General features: G+C 71.7%; 12 protein-coding genes. 11 read left to right on the top strand and 1 reads right to left on the bottom strand.

Going from position 1 to position 15854, the window contains the following annotated elements; genetic code table 11:
- Positions 1 to 19: 19 nt before the first annotated feature.
- A complete protein-coding gene (locus IE318_RS09880; RefSeq protein ID WP_030171153.1) occupies positions 20 to 556 on the bottom strand; it encodes an HNH endonuclease in 537 nt (178 codons plus the stop codon).
- Between the two features lie 332 nt (positions 557 to 888).
- Between IE318_RS09880 and IE318_RS09875 the strand changes: the two genes are divergently transcribed.
- The 11 genes from IE318_RS09875 to IE318_RS09825 all read left to right on the top strand — a co-directional run bounded on the left by IE318_RS09875 (position 889) and on the right by IE318_RS09825 (position 15852).
- Positions 889 to 2004 carry a mechanosensitive ion channel family protein gene (locus IE318_RS09875; protein WP_189898729.1) on the top strand — a complete coding sequence of 372 codons (1116 nt, stop codon included), beginning with the start codon at positions 889 to 891 and terminating at the stop codon, positions 2002 to 2004.
- Positions 2005 to 2308: 304 nt separating this feature from the next.
- Positions 2309 to 3520, top strand: a complete 1212-nt coding sequence (locus tag IE318_RS09870; RefSeq protein WP_189898727.1) for an ROK family transcriptional regulator — start codon at positions 2309 to 2311, stop codon at positions 3518 to 3520.
- A gap of 60 nt (positions 3521 to 3580) precedes the next feature.
- Positions 3581 to 4936 (top strand): ABC transporter substrate-binding protein, encoded by a 1356-nt coding sequence (locus IE318_RS09865; protein ID WP_189898725.1) that lies wholly within the window; start codon positions 3581 to 3583, stop codon positions 4934 to 4936.
- 3 nt (positions 4937 to 4939) lie between these two features.
- Entirely contained in the window at positions 4940 to 5881 is a 942-nt protein-coding gene (locus tag IE318_RS09860; RefSeq protein ID WP_189898723.1) for a carbohydrate ABC transporter permease, read from the top strand.
- Between the two features lie 2 nt (positions 5882 to 5883).
- On the top strand, positions 5884 to 6777 hold the full coding sequence (locus IE318_RS09855; protein ID WP_030171137.1) for a carbohydrate ABC transporter permease: 894 nt from the start codon (positions 5884 to 5886) through the stop codon (positions 6775 to 6777).
- A gap of 17 nt (positions 6778 to 6794) precedes the next feature.
- Complete coding sequence (locus tag IE318_RS09850) at positions 6795 to 8060, top strand: 6-phospho-beta-glucosidase (protein ID WP_189898721.1); 1266 nt, start codon at positions 6795 to 6797, stop codon at positions 8058 to 8060.
- Positions 8051 to 9022, top strand: coding sequence for an N-acetylglucosamine kinase (locus IE318_RS09845; protein ID WP_189898718.1), 972 nt, complete (start codon positions 8051 to 8053; stop codon positions 9020 to 9022). Before IE318_RS09850 ends, IE318_RS09845 begins: the two co-directional genes overlap by 10 nt.
- A 296-nt stretch (positions 9023 to 9318) precedes the next feature.
- Positions 9319 to 10773, top strand: coding sequence for a GlnX family signal transduction membrane protein (locus IE318_RS09840; RefSeq protein ID WP_189898716.1), 1455 nt, complete (start codon positions 9319 to 9321; stop codon positions 10771 to 10773).
- 35 nt (positions 10774 to 10808) lie between these two features.
- The gene (locus tag IE318_RS09835; protein ID WP_189898714.1) at positions 10809 to 11834 is read left to right on the top strand and encodes a glutamate ABC transporter substrate-binding protein; all 1026 of its coding nucleotides are present in this window, start codon (positions 10809 to 10811) and stop codon (positions 11832 to 11834) included.
- Positions 11835 to 11923: 89 nt separating this feature from the next.
- Positions 11924 to 13258: a coiled-coil domain-containing protein gene (locus IE318_RS09830; RefSeq protein WP_189898712.1), complete on the top strand. Its 1335-nt coding sequence runs from the start codon at positions 11924 to 11926 to the stop codon at positions 13256 to 13258.
- Entirely contained in the window at positions 13255 to 15852 is a 2598-nt protein-coding gene (locus IE318_RS09825; RefSeq protein ID WP_189898710.1) for a serine/threonine-protein kinase, read from the top strand. Before IE318_RS09830 ends, IE318_RS09825 begins: the two co-directional genes overlap by 4 nt.
- Positions 15853 to 15854 lie beyond the last annotated feature (2 nt).

Genomic DNA, 15854 nt, shown 5'->3' with positions numbered 1-15854 from the left:
GCGACGAAGGCCCGGATCGTCAGGCGGAGATGCCGTCGATCCGGGCCAGGGCGTCGTCCGCGCCGTACGGCTGCAGGTAGGGCAGCCAGCGCGGGTCCCTATGACCGGTGCCGATGATGCGCCAGGCCAGACCGGTGGGCGGAGCGGGTGCGTGGCGCAGGCGCCAGCCCAGCTCGACGAGGTGGCGGTCGGCCTTGACGTGATTGCAGCGGCGGCATGAGGCCACCACGTTGTCCCAGGCGTGCCGGCCACCGCGCGAGCGCGGGATGACGTGGTCGACGCTGGTGGCCACGCCGCCGCAGTACATGCAGCGGCCGCCGTCGCGGGCGAAGAGCGCTCGCCTCGTCAGCGGAACGGGTCCCCGATAGGGAACCCGGACGAAGCGCTTGAGCCGGACCACGCTGGGTGCGGGGACGGTGAGGGACGCGCTGTGCATATGGGCGCCGGACTCCTCGAGGCAGACTGCCTTGTTCTCGAGCACGAGGACGAGCGCGCGGCGGAGCGGTACGACGCCGAGGGGCTCGTACGACGCGTTGAGGACCAGGACATGCGGCACGGGGGCCTCCTTGTACGCCGGCGGCGCGTGGCTCGCGCCGGGACGATCTGCAGTCAGTCTCCCCTCATGCCTGGTGAACGCGCCACCATGTCCCGGTAACGGGCTGGGAGTGTTTTCGACCACACCTGATTCATCCCCCGGATCACGGGCCGTTCACACGGCCTGGTGAGGCGGGTGGTCACCGTTCCGCAGCCGTATCTCCTTCGTCCATCGCGGCAATCCACACACCGTGCCCCGTTAGTGTGGTGGCTCTGCCCGTCCGGTGACCTCTTCGTGATCGTGACGATATTGACCGCCACGCCGGAGGGTGGACGCACCTGGAGGTACCTGCCGTGTCCTTGCCCGCCGTCCTACTGGCCGCCGGTCCGTCGCCGTCGCCGTCTCCCTCGGAGTCGCCGAACGTGACGGTCCCCACGCTCCAGGACGCCCAGCAGAGCGCGAACCAGGCCGCGAGCTGGGTCGAGCAGAACTGGTCCACCTGGCTGGCGATCGGCCTCCGGGTCGTGCTGATCCTGGTGATAGCCGGCGTGCTGAGGGTGGTGGTCCGGCGGGCGATCACCAAGCTCATCGACCGCATGACCCGCACGGCCCAGCAGACGGGCGGCACCGCGCTGGGCGGCACCTCGCTGGGCGGCCTGCTGGTCAACGCCGAGCGGCGGCGGCAGCGCTCCGCGGCGATCGGCTCGGTGCTGCGCTCGGTGGCGAGCTTTCTGATCCTGGGCACGGCCGCGCTGATGGTCCTGGCCACGTTCCAGATCAACCTGGCCCCGCTGCTGGCGTCCGCCGGTGTGGCGGGCGTGGCGGTCGGTTTCGGCGCCCGCAACCTGGTCACGGACTTCCTCTCCGGAGTCTTCATGATCCTGGAGGACCAGTACGGCGTCGGCGACACGATCGACGCGGGCGTCGCCTCCGGCGAGGTGATCGAGGTCGGCCTGCGCGTGACCAAGCTGCGCGGCGACAACGGTGAGATCTGGTACGTCCGCAACGGCGAGGTCAAGCGGATCGGCAACCTCTCCCAGGGCTGGGCGACGGCCGGCGTCGACGTGACCGTCCGGGCGAGCGAGGACCTGGACAAACTCAAGGCCACCCTGACCGAGGTCGCCGAGAAGATGAGCAAGGAGGAGCCCTGGAACGAGCTCCTGTGGAGCCCGATCGAGGTGCTGGGCCTGGACAGCGTGCTGATCGACTCGATGGTGGTCCGGGTCTCGGCCAAGACCATGCCGGGCAAGTCGGTGACCGTCGAGCGTGAGCTGCGCTGGCGCATCAAGCGCGCCTTCGACGAGGCCGACATCCGTATCGTGGGCGGCGCCACGGCCCCGGCGGAGGAGGAGACGGCGCCCGACCCGATGGCCTCGGTCGCGGCCCCGTCGGTGTACTCCAACGCCGCCTCCCCGCAGGTGCAGGCGGCGACGCCGGTCACTCCCTCGCAGCGCCCGACCGGCAAGTAGCCCCACCGGCCCCGGGCCACCCGGCCCGGCGGCCGGCCCGCACTCGCCTCCGGGCGCACACCCCCGCGCCGCGCACCCCGCCGCGCACGTCCCGCCCCGCACGCCCCCGCAGGTAACGACTCCGTTGCCTCGGGGGCGTGCTCTCTTGACGCCCCCTTCACGTCGGCCCTAGTTTCCTTCCATCGCGAACAGGAAACTTTCCTAACAGTGATCTTCCGCGGCGATCTCGCACCCCCTGCGGATTGTGGGCGATCATGTGGGAAGGCCAGGAAGCCGAGCAGTCCGAGGGCAGGAGGCGAGACGCATGGCAGGAACCGCCGGTACGCCGGGCACCCCGCGCGTCCTGCGCGCCATGAACGACCGGGCCGCCCTCGACCTGCTGCTGGAGCACGGGCCGCTGTCGCGCACCCGGATCGGCAAGCTCACCGGCCTGTCCAAGCCGACCGCCTCGCAGCTCCTGGCCAGGCTGGAGGCCGCCGGACTGGTCCTCGCCACGGGGACGAGCGAGGGGCGTCCGGGCCCCAACGCCCAGCTCTACGCGGTCAACCCGGCCGCCGCGTACGCCGCGGGCCTCGACGTCACCCCGCAGCGCATCCGCGCCGCCGTCGCCGACATCACCGGCCGTACGGTCGGCGAGTACGAGCTGCCGACCCCGGGCCGCCATCGGTCCCAGCCCGTCGTACGGCAGGTCACCGACGCCCTCGACGGCGCGGTGAAGGCGGCCGGGCTGGCCCGCGACGACGTCCACCGGCTGGTCATCGGCACCCCGGGCGCCTTCGACCCCAACACCGGCCGTCTGCGCTACGCCTCCCATCTGCCCGGCTGGCACTCCCCGACGATCCTCGGCGAACTCGCCGCCGCCCTGCCGATGCCGGTGGAGTACGAGAACGACGTCAACCTCGTCGCCGTCGCCGAGCAGCGCCTCGGCGCCGCCCGCGGCCACCGGGACTTCGTACTGCTGTGGAACGAGGGGGGCCTCGGCGCCGCCCTGGTCCTCGGCGGCCGGCTGCACCGCGGCTGGACCGGCGGTGCCGGCGAGGTCGGCTTCCTGCCGGTGCCCGGCACCCCGCTGGTCCGCCAGGTCACCCGGGCCAACAGCGGCGGCTACCAGGAGCTGGCCGGCTCCCAGGCCCTGCCGAGGCTGGCCCGGGAGCTCGGCATCGAGGACGTGCCCGGCGGGCCGTACGCCGAGGCAGCCGCCGCGCTCGTCGCCCGCGCCGCCGACCACGCCACCGGCCCCCACCGCACGCTCCTGACGACGTACGCGACCCGGCTCGCCACCGGTCTGGCCTCCCTCGTCTCCGTCCTCGACCCCGAACTCGTCGTGCTCAGCGGCGCCTCGCTGACCGCCGGCGGCGAGGTGCTGCGCGCCCTCGTCCAGGCCGAGCTGGAGGAGCTGGCCGCCTCCCGGCCGCACCTGGTGGTCGGCGACGTCCGCGAGCACCCCGTGCTGCGTGGCGCGCTGGAGAGCGCGCTCGCCGTCACCCGCGACGAGGTCTTCGACACCTCCCGCTGAGCCCGCCCCCTCTCCTCTCTCCACCTCTCTCACCCATCCCCGTCCCTGGGAGACCCCGCCATGCCCGCATCCGCACCATCGGCTGCCCGAAAAGCGGCTTTCGTCCTCACTGCCTCCCTCACCGCCTCCCTCGCCCTCCTCGCCACCGCCTGCACCGGCCAGTCGAACAGCGGCGCGGACGACGACGCCTCGAAGGACACCACGATCAACTTCTGGCACGCCTGGAGCGCGCCGAACGAGGTGGAGGCCGTCAAGTCCCTGATCGCCGGCTTCGAGAAGGCGCACCCCAACATCCACGTCAACGTCGTCGGCAACATGACCGACGACAAGATCAACCAGGCCCTGCGCACCGGCGGCGACAAGGCGCCGGACGTGATCTCCTCCTTCACCACCAACAACGTGGGCAAGTTCTGCTCCTCGGGCGCGCTGGTGGACCTCAACCCCTTCTTCAGGAAGTCGGACATCGACCCGGAGACGACGTTCCCGAAGGCGATGAACGAGTACACGCAGTTCGACGGCAACCGCTGCACGGTGCCGCTGCTGGGAGACGCGTACGGCCTCTACTACAACAAGACCGCGTTCGCGAAGGCCGGTATCAAGGCCCCGCCGAAGACCTGGTCGGAATTCGAGGCGGACGCCAAGAAGCTCACGGTCCCCGACGGGGACGGCTACCGGCAGCTCGGGTTCATGCCGGACTACCACGGCTGGGAGTCGACGACCGAGCACTACTTCGCGCAGTTCTCCCCGACGTACTTCGACGCGAGCGGGAAGTCGAACCTGGCCAAGGACCCCGCTTTCGAAAAGGGCTTCACCCTCCAGAAGAAGCTGGTCGACGAACTGGGCGGATTCCAGAGGCTGGAGAAGTTCCGGGCCACCCTCGGTGACGAGTGGGGCCCCAAGCACCCCTTCCACACCGGTCAGGTCGCCATGCAGCTCGACGGCGAATGGCGGCTGGGCATGGCGGTGGACGCCAAGCCGAAGTTCGAGATCGGCGTGGCCCCGCTGCCCGTCCCCGACGACCAGGTGAGCCAGTACGGCAAGGGCTACATCACCGGCACCATCGCGGGCATCGCCGCCACCAGCCACAAGCAGAACGCGGCCTGGGAGTTCGTCAAGTACATCACCACGAACACCGACGCGGTCGTCGGCTTCGCCAACGACATCCACAACGTGCCGTCGACGCTGGCCGCCCTGAAGTCCCCGAAGCTGAAGTACGACCCGCGCTTCAAGACCTTCCTGGACATCGCGGCCGACCCGAACTCCACCACCACGCCCGCCTCCATCAACGGCGGCCAGTACCTGGTGACGATCCAGCAGTTCGGCTACGACTACGAGAGCGGCAAGGCCACCGATCTGAAGGCCGGTCTGAAGAAGACGGCCGCGCAGATCGACACCGACATCGCGCAGGCGAAGTAGCCCATGAGTACGGTCACCCTGGCGTCGAAGCGCCGCCGGTCGGCGCTTCGTACCGTCGCCTTCATGTCGCCGTGGCTGATCGGGTTCGCCGTCTTCTTCGCGTACCCGCTGATCTCGACGGTCTACTTCTCGTTCATGCACTACGACGGCTTCAGGCCGCCGACGTGGAGCGGCACGAAGAACTGGACGTACGTCTTCCAGAACTACCCTCTGTTCTGGCCGGCCCTGCGCAACACCCTCTGGCTGGTCCTGGTCATGGTCACCCTGCGGGTCGTCTTCGGGCTCGGCGTCGGCCTGCTCATCACGAAGATCAAGACGGGTACGGGCGTCTTCCGCACCCTCTTCTACCTGCCCTACCTCGCCCCGCCGGTCGCGGCGACCATGGCGTTCGCCTTCCTCCTCAACCCGGGCACGGGGCCGGTCAACTCCCTGCTGCAGAAGACCGGCATCCCGGCTCCCGGCTGGTTCAACGACCCCACCTGGTCCAAGCCGGCCCTGACCCTGCTCGCCCTGTGGGGCGTCGGCGACCTGATGGTCATCTTCATGGCCGCGCTGCTCGACGTGCCCACCGAGCAGTACGAGGCCGCCGAACTCGACGGCGCCTCGCCCTGGCAGCGCTTCCGCTACGTGACCCTGCCCAACATCTCTCCGATCGTGATGTTCGCGGTGGTCACCGGGGTGATCCAGACGATGCAGTACTACACGCAGCCACTGATCGCCGGAAAGGTCGCCTCGGGCGTGATCCAGGGCGCGGGCACCCAGTTCGAGCCGGGCTACCCGGACAAGTCCACGCTCACCCTCCCCCAGCTCGTGTACAACCTCGGCTTCCAGCGCTTCGACTACGGCTCGGCCTGCGTGGTGGCCCTCGTTCTCTTCGCCCTGTCGATGGCGTTCACCGCGTTCCTGATGCGGCGCCGGGGCGGTCTGATCCAGGCAGGTGACTGACGATGACCCAGGTACTGGACAAGCCGGTCGAACTGAAGTCGCCCGTCTCCCCGGCCGAACGCACGGCCCGCCGCAGAGCGGCCCTGGAATGGGTCGCCGTCCACGCCCTCGGCGTGGCGGCCGCGCTCTTCTTCATCCTCCCCTTCGTCTTCGTCCTGCTCACCTCGCTGATGAGCGACAGCCAGGCGCTCAGCCGCGACCTGATCCCGCACACCTGGGAGTGGGGCAACTACAGCAAGGTCTTCCACACTCCGGGCTTCCTCACCTGGTGGCGGAACACCCTCCTCTACGCCGGAGCCGGCACGGTCCTGACGGTCGCGTCCTCGATCCCCGTGGCGTACGCCCTCGCCAAGTTCCGCTTCCGGGGCCGCAACCTGTCACTCATGCTGGTGATCTCGATGATGATGCTGCCCCCGCAGGTGATCATCATCCCCATGTACCTGTTCTGGGCCAAGCAGCTGGACCTGTCCGGCACGCTGTGGCCGCTGATCATCCCGATGGCGTTCGGCGACGCGTTCTCCATCTTCCTGCTCCGGCAGTTCCTGACGACGATCCCGAACGAGTACCTGGACGCGGCGAAGGTCGACGGCTGCGGCGAGCTGCGCACCCTCATCAGGGTCGTGCTGCCCATGGCGAAACCGGGCCTCGCGGCCGTAGCCCTCTTCCAGTTCTTCTACGCCTGGAACGACTACTTCGGCCCGCAGATCTACGCCTCGGAGAACCCGGGCGCCTGGACCCTCTCCTACGGACTGGAGTCGTTCAAGGGCGCCCACCACACCGACTGGAACCTCACCATGGCCGCCACTGTGCTGGTCATGGCCCCCGTGATCCTCGTGTTCTTCTTCGCCCAGAAGGCGTTCGTCGAGGGTGTCACGCTCACCGGAGTCAAGGGATAGAAAGCCGAGGGACTCAGATGAAACTCACCGTGGTCGGCGGCGGTTCGACCTACACCCCCGAACTCATCGACGGATTCGCGCGGCTCAGGGACACCCTCCCCGTCGAGGAACTGGTCCTCGTCGACCCGGCGACGGACCGCCTGGAGCTGGTCGGCGGCCTGGCCCGGCGCATCTTCGCCCACCAGGGCCACCCCGGCCGTATCGTCACCACCTCCGACCTGGAGGCGGCCGTCGACGGCGCCGACGCCGTCCTGCTCCAGCTCCGCGTCGGCGGCCAGGCGGCCCGACTGCAGGACGAGACCTGGCCCCTGGAGTGCGGCTGCGTCGGCCAGGAGACGACCGGCGCCGGCGGCCTGGCCAAGGCCCTGCGCACGGTCCCGGTCGTCCTGGACATCGCCGACCGAGTCCGCCGCGCCAACCCGAACGCCTGGATCATCGACTTCACCAACCCGGTCGGCATCGTCACCCGCGCCCTGCTCCAGGCCGGCCACCGCGCGGTCGGCCTGTGCAACGTGGCGATCGGCTTCCAGCGGAAGTTCGCGGCGATGCTCGACGTCGCGCCCGCCGACATCCACCTCGACCACGTCGGCCTGAACCACCTGACCTGGGAGACGGGCGTACGCCTGGACGGCCCCGAGGGCAGGAACGTCCTGCCCGACCTCCTGGCCGCACACGGCGACACCATCGCCGGCGACCTCCACCTGCCCCGCCCGCTCCTGGACCGCCTCGGCGTCGTCCCCTCCTACTACCTGCGCTACTACTACGCCCACGACCAGGTCGTGGACGAACTGCGCACCAAGCCCTCCCGGGCCGCCGAAGTGTCCGCCATGGAGAAGCAACTGCTCGAGATGTACGGCGACCCGTCCCTCCACGAGAAGCCGGCGCTGCTCGCCAAGCGCGGCGGCGCCTACTACTCGGAGGCCGCCGTCGACCTGGCCGCGGCCCTGCTCGGCGGAGGAGGCAGCCCGTACCAGGTGGTCAACACCCACAACAAGGGCACCCTGCCCTTCCTCCCGGACGACGCGGTGATCGAGGTCCAGGCGGCGGTGGGCCCCAAGGGCGCGAGCCCGCTGCCCGTCGCCCCGCTCGACCCCCTCTACGCGGGCCTGGTGGCGGCCGTCACCACCTACGAGGACCTGGCCCTGGAGGCGGCCCTGCGCGGCGGCCGCGAGCGCGTCTTCCGCGCCCTGCTCTCGCATCCCCTCGTCGGCCAGTACGCGTACGCCGAGACCCTCACCGACCAGCTGATCGCACACAACCGGGAGCACCTCGCGTGGGCCTGACCGCAAGCGTCCTCGCCATCGACGCGGGCAACAGCAAGACCGACGTCGCGGTCGTGGCGGCCGACGGAACCGTCCTCGCCACGGCCCGTGGCGGCGGCTTCAGACCTCCGGCCGTGGGCGTCGAGGCGGCCGTGGCCGGCCTCGCACAGGCGGTGGAAGAGGCCTGCGCGACAGCGGGGGTCACCTCCGCCTCCCATGTCTCGGCCTGCCTGGCCAACGCGGACCTGCCGGTCGAGGAGGAACAGCTGGCGGCGGCCCTGCACGCGCGTGCGTGGGGCGTGACGGTCGAGGTCCGCAACGACACGTTCGCAATCCTGCGGGCCGGCGTCGCCGAACCCCGCGGCGTCGCCGTGGTGTGCGGCGCCGGCATCAACTGCGTCGGCATGCGCCCGGACGGCGGCACCGCCCGCTTCCCGGCGGTCGGCCGCATCTCCGGCGACTGGGGCGGCGGCTGGGGCCTGGCGGAGGAGGCCCTGTGGTACGCCGCCCGCGCCGAGGACGGCCGCGGCGAGCCCACGGCCCTGGCCCGCACCCTGCCCGCCCACTTCGGCCTCGACTCCATGTACGCCCTCATCGAGGCCCTCCACCTGAAGACCGTCGACGAGCACCGACGTCACGAGCTGACTCCCGTCCTGTTCACCACGGCGGCGCAGGGCGACCCGATCGCCCACGCGATCGTCGAGCGCCTGGCCGAGGAGGTCGTCACCATGGCGACGGTCGCCCTGGCCCGTCTGGACCTCCTCACCGAGGAGACCCCGGTCCTCCTGGGCGGCAGCGTCCTGGCCGCCCGCCACCCCCAGTTGGAGGACGGCATCCGCGCGCGCCTCACCGCCCGCGCCCCGAAGGCCACCCCCCAAGTGGTCACCGCCCGCCCGGTCCTGGGCGCGGCCCTCCTGGGCCTGGACCACGTCGGAGCACCACCGGAGGTGCAGGAAAGGGTGCGAACGCACTTCATTCCCTGACGGGGGCCGTGAGGGTGGGTCAGCTCGCCGCGCCTGGCGGGGTGCCTCCCCCACGCTCGAATGCGCTCGCGCGGGGGCACCCCCACCGCCCACCCGCGCCGCCCGGGGGTACCTCCCGGGCGTTGAGCACTGGAGGAGGCACGCATGCCCGCAGCCGCGAGGGAACCGAACCGGCTCGCCCGGCGTATTCATGGGCAGGGACACTGCGATCCGATCAAGATCCAGTGAAGGCCGGTGCGGATGTCCGTGCCGACAGGGATACTTGAGGCGACGGATGACCACGGGGGAGGTCAGCAGTGACACACTCGCCGGCGAGCAGTTCGGCACCACCACCGGGCCCCGCCCTGCCCACGTTGCCGTCCACACCGCCCCCACCGGCGGCATCCCCTGCCCCACCAGCACCCGCACCCACCGCTCCCCCACGCCGCACCGCGTTCGCCGAGGCCGTGGACCGCCTGCGCGCCGCCGCCACCACCGAACCCGGCCGCCTCCGCGCCATGGGCGCCGTCCTCGCGCTGCTCCTCGTCGCCTTCGGCGCCATCACCGCCTGGCAGACCACCGACAGGGCCACGGCCGCCGACGACGTGCTGCACAGCAGCCAGCCGCTCAGCTCCGACGCCGCCGACATCTACCGCTCCCTCGCCGACGCCAACACCATGGCGACCAGTGGCTATCTGGCGGGCATCCAGGAGACGCGAGCCACCCGCGAGCGCTACGAGTCCGACGTCCGCACCGCCGCCGCCAAGCTCGTCACCGCCGCCGCCAACTCCGACCCCGGCTCCCCCTCCGCGGCTACCATCACCAAGCTCAACGAACTCCTGCCGCGCTACAAGGGCCTGGTGGAGTCGGCCCGCGCCAACAACCGCCAGGGCTTCCCGGTCGGCGGCGCCTATCTCCGCGCCGCCAACGACACCATGCAGAACCAGATGCTCCCGGCGGCCGAGGACCTGTACCAGAAGGAGAACCAGCGCCTGAGCGCGGACTACGGCGACGCGACGCCCTACCCGTGGGCGGCGATCGCCCTCGGCGTCCTCGCCCTGGCCGCCCTAGCCTGGGCCCAGCACCGCACCTACCGCCGCACCAACCGGGTCCTCAACCGCGGCCTGGTCGCCGCCACCGCCGCCACCACGCTCGTCCTGCTGTGGCTGGTCGTCGGCCACAGCGTCGCCCGCGCCGGCCTCGACGGCTCCTACGCCCACGGCGTCCGCTCGCTGAACGTGCTGCACGACGCCCGGATCGCCTCCCTCAAGGCACGCAGCGACGAGAACCTGACCCTGGTCAGCCGTGGCGCCGAGACCAAGACCCTGAAGGACGGCACGGTCATGGACGCCTACGACTGGGCGTACGACCAGGAGATCGGCTCGCTCGGCGAGACCCTCGCCCGCGCCGCCTCCCTCGCCGACGACCCGGCCGGCCGGGGCCCCGTACAGACCGCGAACCAGTCGATGAAGGTCTGGAAGTCCCGGCACGTACAGGCCCGCGAGGCCAACGACTCCGGCGACTACCAGAAGGCGCGCGACAAGGTGATCGGCGCCGCCGGCACCCGGAGCCAGTCGACGGGCGCGTGCTTCGACAACGTCGACGCTTCCCTCGCGTCGGCGCTCACCCACGAGACGAACGAGTTCAAGGACGCCGCGCAGGGCGGGCGGAACGCGATGACCGGCCTGCCGGTCGGTTCCGCGGTGCTCATGGTGCTCGGCGCGGCCGGCGCGCTGCTGGGCATCGGACGCAGGCTCTCGGAGTACCGGTGACAGGGAGCGTGACAGGGGTGAAAGGAGGCGCGAGGATGCGAGTGCGACGGCTGCGGGCCGGCCTGAGGGGCTGGGGCGGCGTGGGAGCGATGGCGGTCGTCTGCGCCCTGGCGCTGGCGTTCGTCCTGCTGCTGCCGCACACCCAGTCGCACGACAGCGCGGCCCCGGACCCGGGCGGCCAAAGCTCCCAGGGCACGGCACAGGGCCTCCAGGCCAGGGCCGGCACCTGCACGGACGCCAACGCCCAGGACCAGAGCCTGTCCCCGTCGGGCGCCGACGGCCCCACCGTGGACGCCATCAGGGCGCGCGGCTATCTGTCGGTCGGCGTCGACCAGAACAGCTACGGCTGGGGCTATCGCAACCCGAACAACGCCTCCGGCGCGCTGGTGGGCTTCGACATCGACCTGGCCCACCGCATCGCCAAGGACATCCTCGGCGACGCCGACAAGGTCCAGTTCCGGGCCATCCCCACCAACGAGCGCATCCCCGCGATCCGCAGCGGCCGGGTCGACATGGTGGTGCGCACGATGACCATCACCTGCGACCGGCTGAAGCAGGTGGCGTTCTCCGCCCCGTACTTCCTGACCGGCCAGCAGGTCCTCGCCCCGAGGACGTCGCCGATCAAGGGCTACGACAAGACGCTCGCCGGCAAGAAGGTCTGCTCGGCGACCGGTTCCACGGCCTACGACCACCTGTCCGCCGACAAGAAGGACGGCACGCTGCCCGTCTCCACCGACATCTCCACCACCGTCCCCAACCAGCTGGACTGCCTGGTGCGGCTGCAACTGGGCGAGGTGGACGCGGTGGTGACCGACGGCGCCCTCGCCGCCAGCCAGGCCGCGCAGGACCCGGCGGTGGAGCTGAAGGGCGGCACGTTCACCAAGGAGTACTACGGCGTGGCGATGAAGCTGGGTGCCGACGATCTGGTACGTCAGGTCAACCGAATACTGGAGAACTACCGCAAGGACGGGGGCTGGAAGGCGTCGTACGACAGGTGGTTGTCCGCCACGCCGGGTATGGATTCGGAGTCGGCCACTCCGCCGACACCGAACTACCGGTGAACCGGACGCCCCGCACGGGGCGGCGAGGGCACCACCGACCGATGTACGACCGACGGACACGACACACAGAACGCAGCGAGAGGTGATCGATGGGCGGCACGGACCCCGCCGGGCCGGTACTGGACCGGGACGAGGTGGACCGTGCGCTGGCGCGGCTCGGCGCGGAGCACGAGGCGATCGAGACCTCGCTCCTCGCCCTGCAGGACCACGCGGGCCGCAGACTCCTGGAGGGCGCCGAGCTGACCGGTGTCACCCGGGAGCGCTGGGCGACGACGGAAGCCTCGATCACGCTGCTGTGGACGTACTTCGACGCCTACGCGGGCGCGCTGCGCACCGCCCGTGAGATCCGCGCCCGCCGCCGCTGGTCCAGCCGCGAGGACCTGGTGGAGCTGACCGAGCTGCTGCGCGGCGAGTCGGTCACGGTCGCCGGCGCGGCGACGGCCACGGCGAACGTGCCGGGGGCGCAGGGCGGCGCGGGCCGGCTCAGCGAGAGCTTCTCGCTGGCCGCTCTCGTGGACCGGATGAACGACCTGTACGCGACCAGCCTGGACATGGTGGTCGCGGCCGACGCGGTCTGGTCGGCCCTGCCCGCCCGCATAGATCTGCTGGCCGCGGAGCTCCAGCGCACCCGCCGGCTCGCGCACTCGGTCGGTGTCCGTCCCGGTGAGCATCCGGCGGGCGACGACCTGGAGCGCATCACACACACGCTGGCGAGGCTGCGCGAGGAGGTGGTCTCCGACCCGCTCGCCTTCTGGGTGCCCACGCAGGGCAGTTCGGCCCCGGGCGGCGGCCGGCCGGACACCACCGTGTACGACCGTGAGGCGCGGGCCCTGGAGGAGGTGCGCCGGGAGATCGACGCGGTGCTCGGGGTGCGCCAGGACGCCGAGCAGCGGCTGATCAAGCTGCGGGACCTGCTCTCGCGCGCGGACCGCACGCTCGCCGAGGCGCGCACCGCGCGCGGCGAGGTGCTGGCGAAGATCGCCGCCACGGAGGTGCCGGTGGTCAGCGGACCGCCGACCGTGTTGCAGGAGCAGCTGGCGACGGCCGCCGAGTACCGCCGGCAGGCGCAGTGGCACCGGCTGTCGCCGCTGCTGGACTCGCTGGAGCAGAAGGCGGAGGACGAACTGCTGCGGGCCCGTGAGTCGTTGACGGCCGTCACGGCGCCGCTGGCGGTCCGCGCCGAGCTGCGGGGCCGCCTGGACGCGTACAAGGCGAAGGTGGCCCGGCACGGCCTGGCGGAGGACCCGCTGCTGGTCGAGCGGTACGACGCGGCGCGCCGCATGCTGTGGAGCGCGCCGTGCGACCTGCGGGTGGCCGAGCAGGCCGTGCTGCGCTACCAGCGGGCGGCGGCCGAGCTGCTCGGCTCCGCACGGGTGCCGCCGCAGGGCGGTCCTCAGGACGGTGACGGTAGGGGGGAGTCATGAGTCAGGCGGGGCAGGCCTGTCAGCGGCCCGACTGCGACGGCCGTTACGAGGACGTCGGCGGCGGCGAGCTGTACTGCGACACCTGCGGTCTGGCGCCGGTGGTGTCGGCGACCGGCATGGTGGGCTCGCCGCCCACCGGGGTGACCGGCGGCGGCAGGGGCTCCCGCGGCTCTGCGGGCAGCGGCGGTTCCGGCACCAGCGGGCGCAGCGGCCGCAGTGCGCGTACGTCGTCGCAGTCGTCGAAGTCGCGCCGCTCGGTGTCCGGGCGGCTGTCGCGTTCGCTGTCGGGCGGGTCGTCCAGCCGTTCGGTGTCGGTGCGCAGCTCCGGCTCGGCGGCGGGCTCCTCGGGCCGCGGCCGACTCGGGGCGGGGCTGGTGCAGGTGCCGCAGGTGCCGCGCCCGGACCCGCGTTCGATGGTGCTGGAGAACCCGGAGGTGCCGGAGCGCAAGCGGTTCTGCTCGCGCTCGGACTGCGGGGCGCCGGTCGGCCGGGCCCGTGGTGACCGGCCGGGGCGTACGGAGGGTTTCTGCACCAAGTGCGGCCATCCGTACTCGTTCGTGCCCAAGCTGCGGGCCGGGGACATCGTGCACGGCCAGTACGAGGTCGTGGGCTGTCTGGCGCACGGCGGTCTGGGCTGGATCTACCTCGCCGTGGACCGGGCCGTCTCGGACCGCTGGGTGGTGCTCAAGGGCCTGCTGGACACCGGTGACCAGGACGCGATGGCGGCGGCCATCTCCGAGCGGCGCTTCCTCGCGGAGATCGAGCACGCCAACATCGTGCGGATCTACAACTTCGTGGAGCACCTCGACCAGCGCACCGGCTCCCTCGACGGCTACATCGTGATGGAGTACGTCGGCGGCAAGTCGCTCAAGGAGATCGCCAACTCCCGCCGCTCGCCGGACGGCAGACGGGACCCGCTGCCGGTGGAACAGGCCTGCGCGTACGGCATCGAGGCGCTGGAGGCGCTCGGCCATCTGCACAGCCGCAACCTGCTGTACTGCGACTTCAAGGTCGACAACGCGATCCAGACCGAGGACCAGCTCAAGCTGATCGACATGGGCGCGGTGCGCCGCATGGACGACGACGAGTCGGCGATCTACGGCACGGTCGGCTACCAGGCGCCGGAGGTGGCGGAGGTCGGCCCGTCGGTGGCGAGCGACCTGTACACGGTGGGCCGTACGCTCGCCGTGCTCACCTTCGACTTCCAGGGCTACACGAACGTCTTCGCGGATTCCCTGCCCGACCCCGACAGCATCGAGGTCTTCCGGCAGTACGAGTCCTTCTACCGTCTGCTGGTGCGCGCCACCGACCCCGATCCGGCCCGCCGGTTCGCCTCCGCGCAGGAGATGGCCGAGCAGCTGACGGGCGTGCTGCGGGAGGTCGTGTCGGTGCAGACGGGCCGCGCCCGGCCCGCCCTGTCGACCCTGTTCGGTCCGGAACCGAAGGTCACGGACACGGAGTTGTTCCCGGCCCTGGACGGTGACGTGTCCCGGCTGGGGGCGCGACCGGCACGGACCCGAAGGTCCACCGCCCCGGCGCTCACGCCCGGCACGGCGCCCGCCGCCGCAACCGCGAACACCGCAGGCACCGGGCACGCCGTAGGCACCGCGAGCCCTGCCGGTGGCACGGCGCCCGGTGCGCCGGCCGCTCCCGCCCTGGTCAAGCCGGTCGACGCCCCGGCCGCGGCGCTCGCCCTGCCCGTGCCGCACGTGGACCCCACCGACCCCAACGCGGGCTTCCTCGCGGGCCTGCTGACGTCGGCGCCCGGCGAGCTGGTCAACGCCCTCGCGGCCGCGCCCACCCAGTCGACCGAGACCCGGCTGCGCCAGGTCCGCGCGTGGCTCCAGACCGGTGATCCGGGCCCGGCGCTGGAAGTGCTGCGCCAGTTGGAGGAGCAGCAGCCCGACGACTGGCGTGTCGTCTGGTACCGGGGCGTGGCCTGTCTGGTCACCGCCGACCACGAGGGCGCGGCCCTCGCCTTCGACGCGGTCTACGACGCCTTTCCCGGCGAGGTCGCGCCGAAGCTGGCGCTCGGCCTGTGCGCGGAGGTCCTCGGCCAGCTCGACAACGCCGCCGAGTACTACCGCCTGGTGTGGTCGACCGACCCGAGCCATGTGGGCGCGGCGTTCGCCCTGGCCAGGGTGCAGCTCGCGGCCGGCGACCGGCGAGGGGCCGTACGGACCCTGGAGTCGGTTCCGGAGTCCTCCATCCACTACACGGCGGCCCGCGTGGCGGCCGTACGGGCGCGGCTGCGGCACCGTACGGCGGTCGCGTCCGACACGCCGTTCCTGGAGGATCTGACGGCGGCCGCCGGGCAGGTGGAGGCCCTGCGGGCGTACGGTCTGGACCCGGCGCGACGCGAGAGGTTGTCGGCGGAGGTCCTCGGCTGCGCGCTGGACTGGATACTCTCCGGGGGCAGGGCCGCCGACCCGGCCTCCCGGCGGGTGCTGCTCGGCAGCGATCTGGACGAGCGGGGACTCCGCTTCGGCCTGGAGCGTTCGTACCGCACGCTGGCCCGGCTGGCGCCCGGCGGCGAGGAGAGGATCGACCTGGTGGAACGTGCCAACCGTTACCGCCCCCGGACGTGGGTGTAGTT

Origin of the sequence: Streptomyces spiralis (genome assembly GCF_014654675.1) — a bacterium.
GTDB classification, from domain to species: Bacteria; Actinomycetota; Actinomycetes; order Streptomycetales; family Streptomycetaceae; genus Streptomyces; species Streptomyces spiralis.
Note: the sequence above shows the minus strand (reverse complement) of the source record. Positions and strands in the feature narration are given on the sequence as shown.

Bases quoted from the DNA above. Each gene is read 5' to 3' on its own strand.
- IE318_RS09855 (WP_030171137.1), top strand. From the start codon at position 5,884: ATGACCCAGGTACTGGACAAGCCGGTCGAACTGAAGTCGCCCGTCTCC.
- IE318_RS09830 (WP_189898712.1), top strand. From the start codon at position 11,924: ATGGGCGGCACGGACCCCGCCGGGCCGGTACTGGACCGGGACGAGGTG.
- IE318_RS09850 (WP_189898721.1), top strand. From the start codon at position 6,795: ATGAAACTCACCGTGGTCGGCGGCGGTTCGACCTACACCCCCGAACTC.
- IE318_RS09860 (WP_189898723.1), top strand. From the start codon at position 4,940: ATGAGTACGGTCACCCTGGCGTCGAAGCGCCGCCGGTCGGCGCTTCGT.
- IE318_RS09870 (WP_189898727.1), top strand. From the start codon at position 2,309: ATGGCAGGAACCGCCGGTACGCCGGGCACCCCGCGCGTCCTGCGCGCC.
- IE318_RS09825 (WP_189898710.1), top strand. From the start codon at position 13,255: ATGAGTCAGGCGGGGCAGGCCTGTCAGCGGCCCGACTGCGACGGCCGT.
- IE318_RS09835 (WP_189898714.1), top strand. From the start codon at position 10,809: ATGCGAGTGCGACGGCTGCGGGCCGGCCTGAGGGGCTGGGGCGGCGTG.
- IE318_RS09865 (WP_189898725.1), top strand. From the start codon at position 3,581: ATGCCCGCATCCGCACCATCGGCTGCCCGAAAAGCGGCTTTCGTCCTC.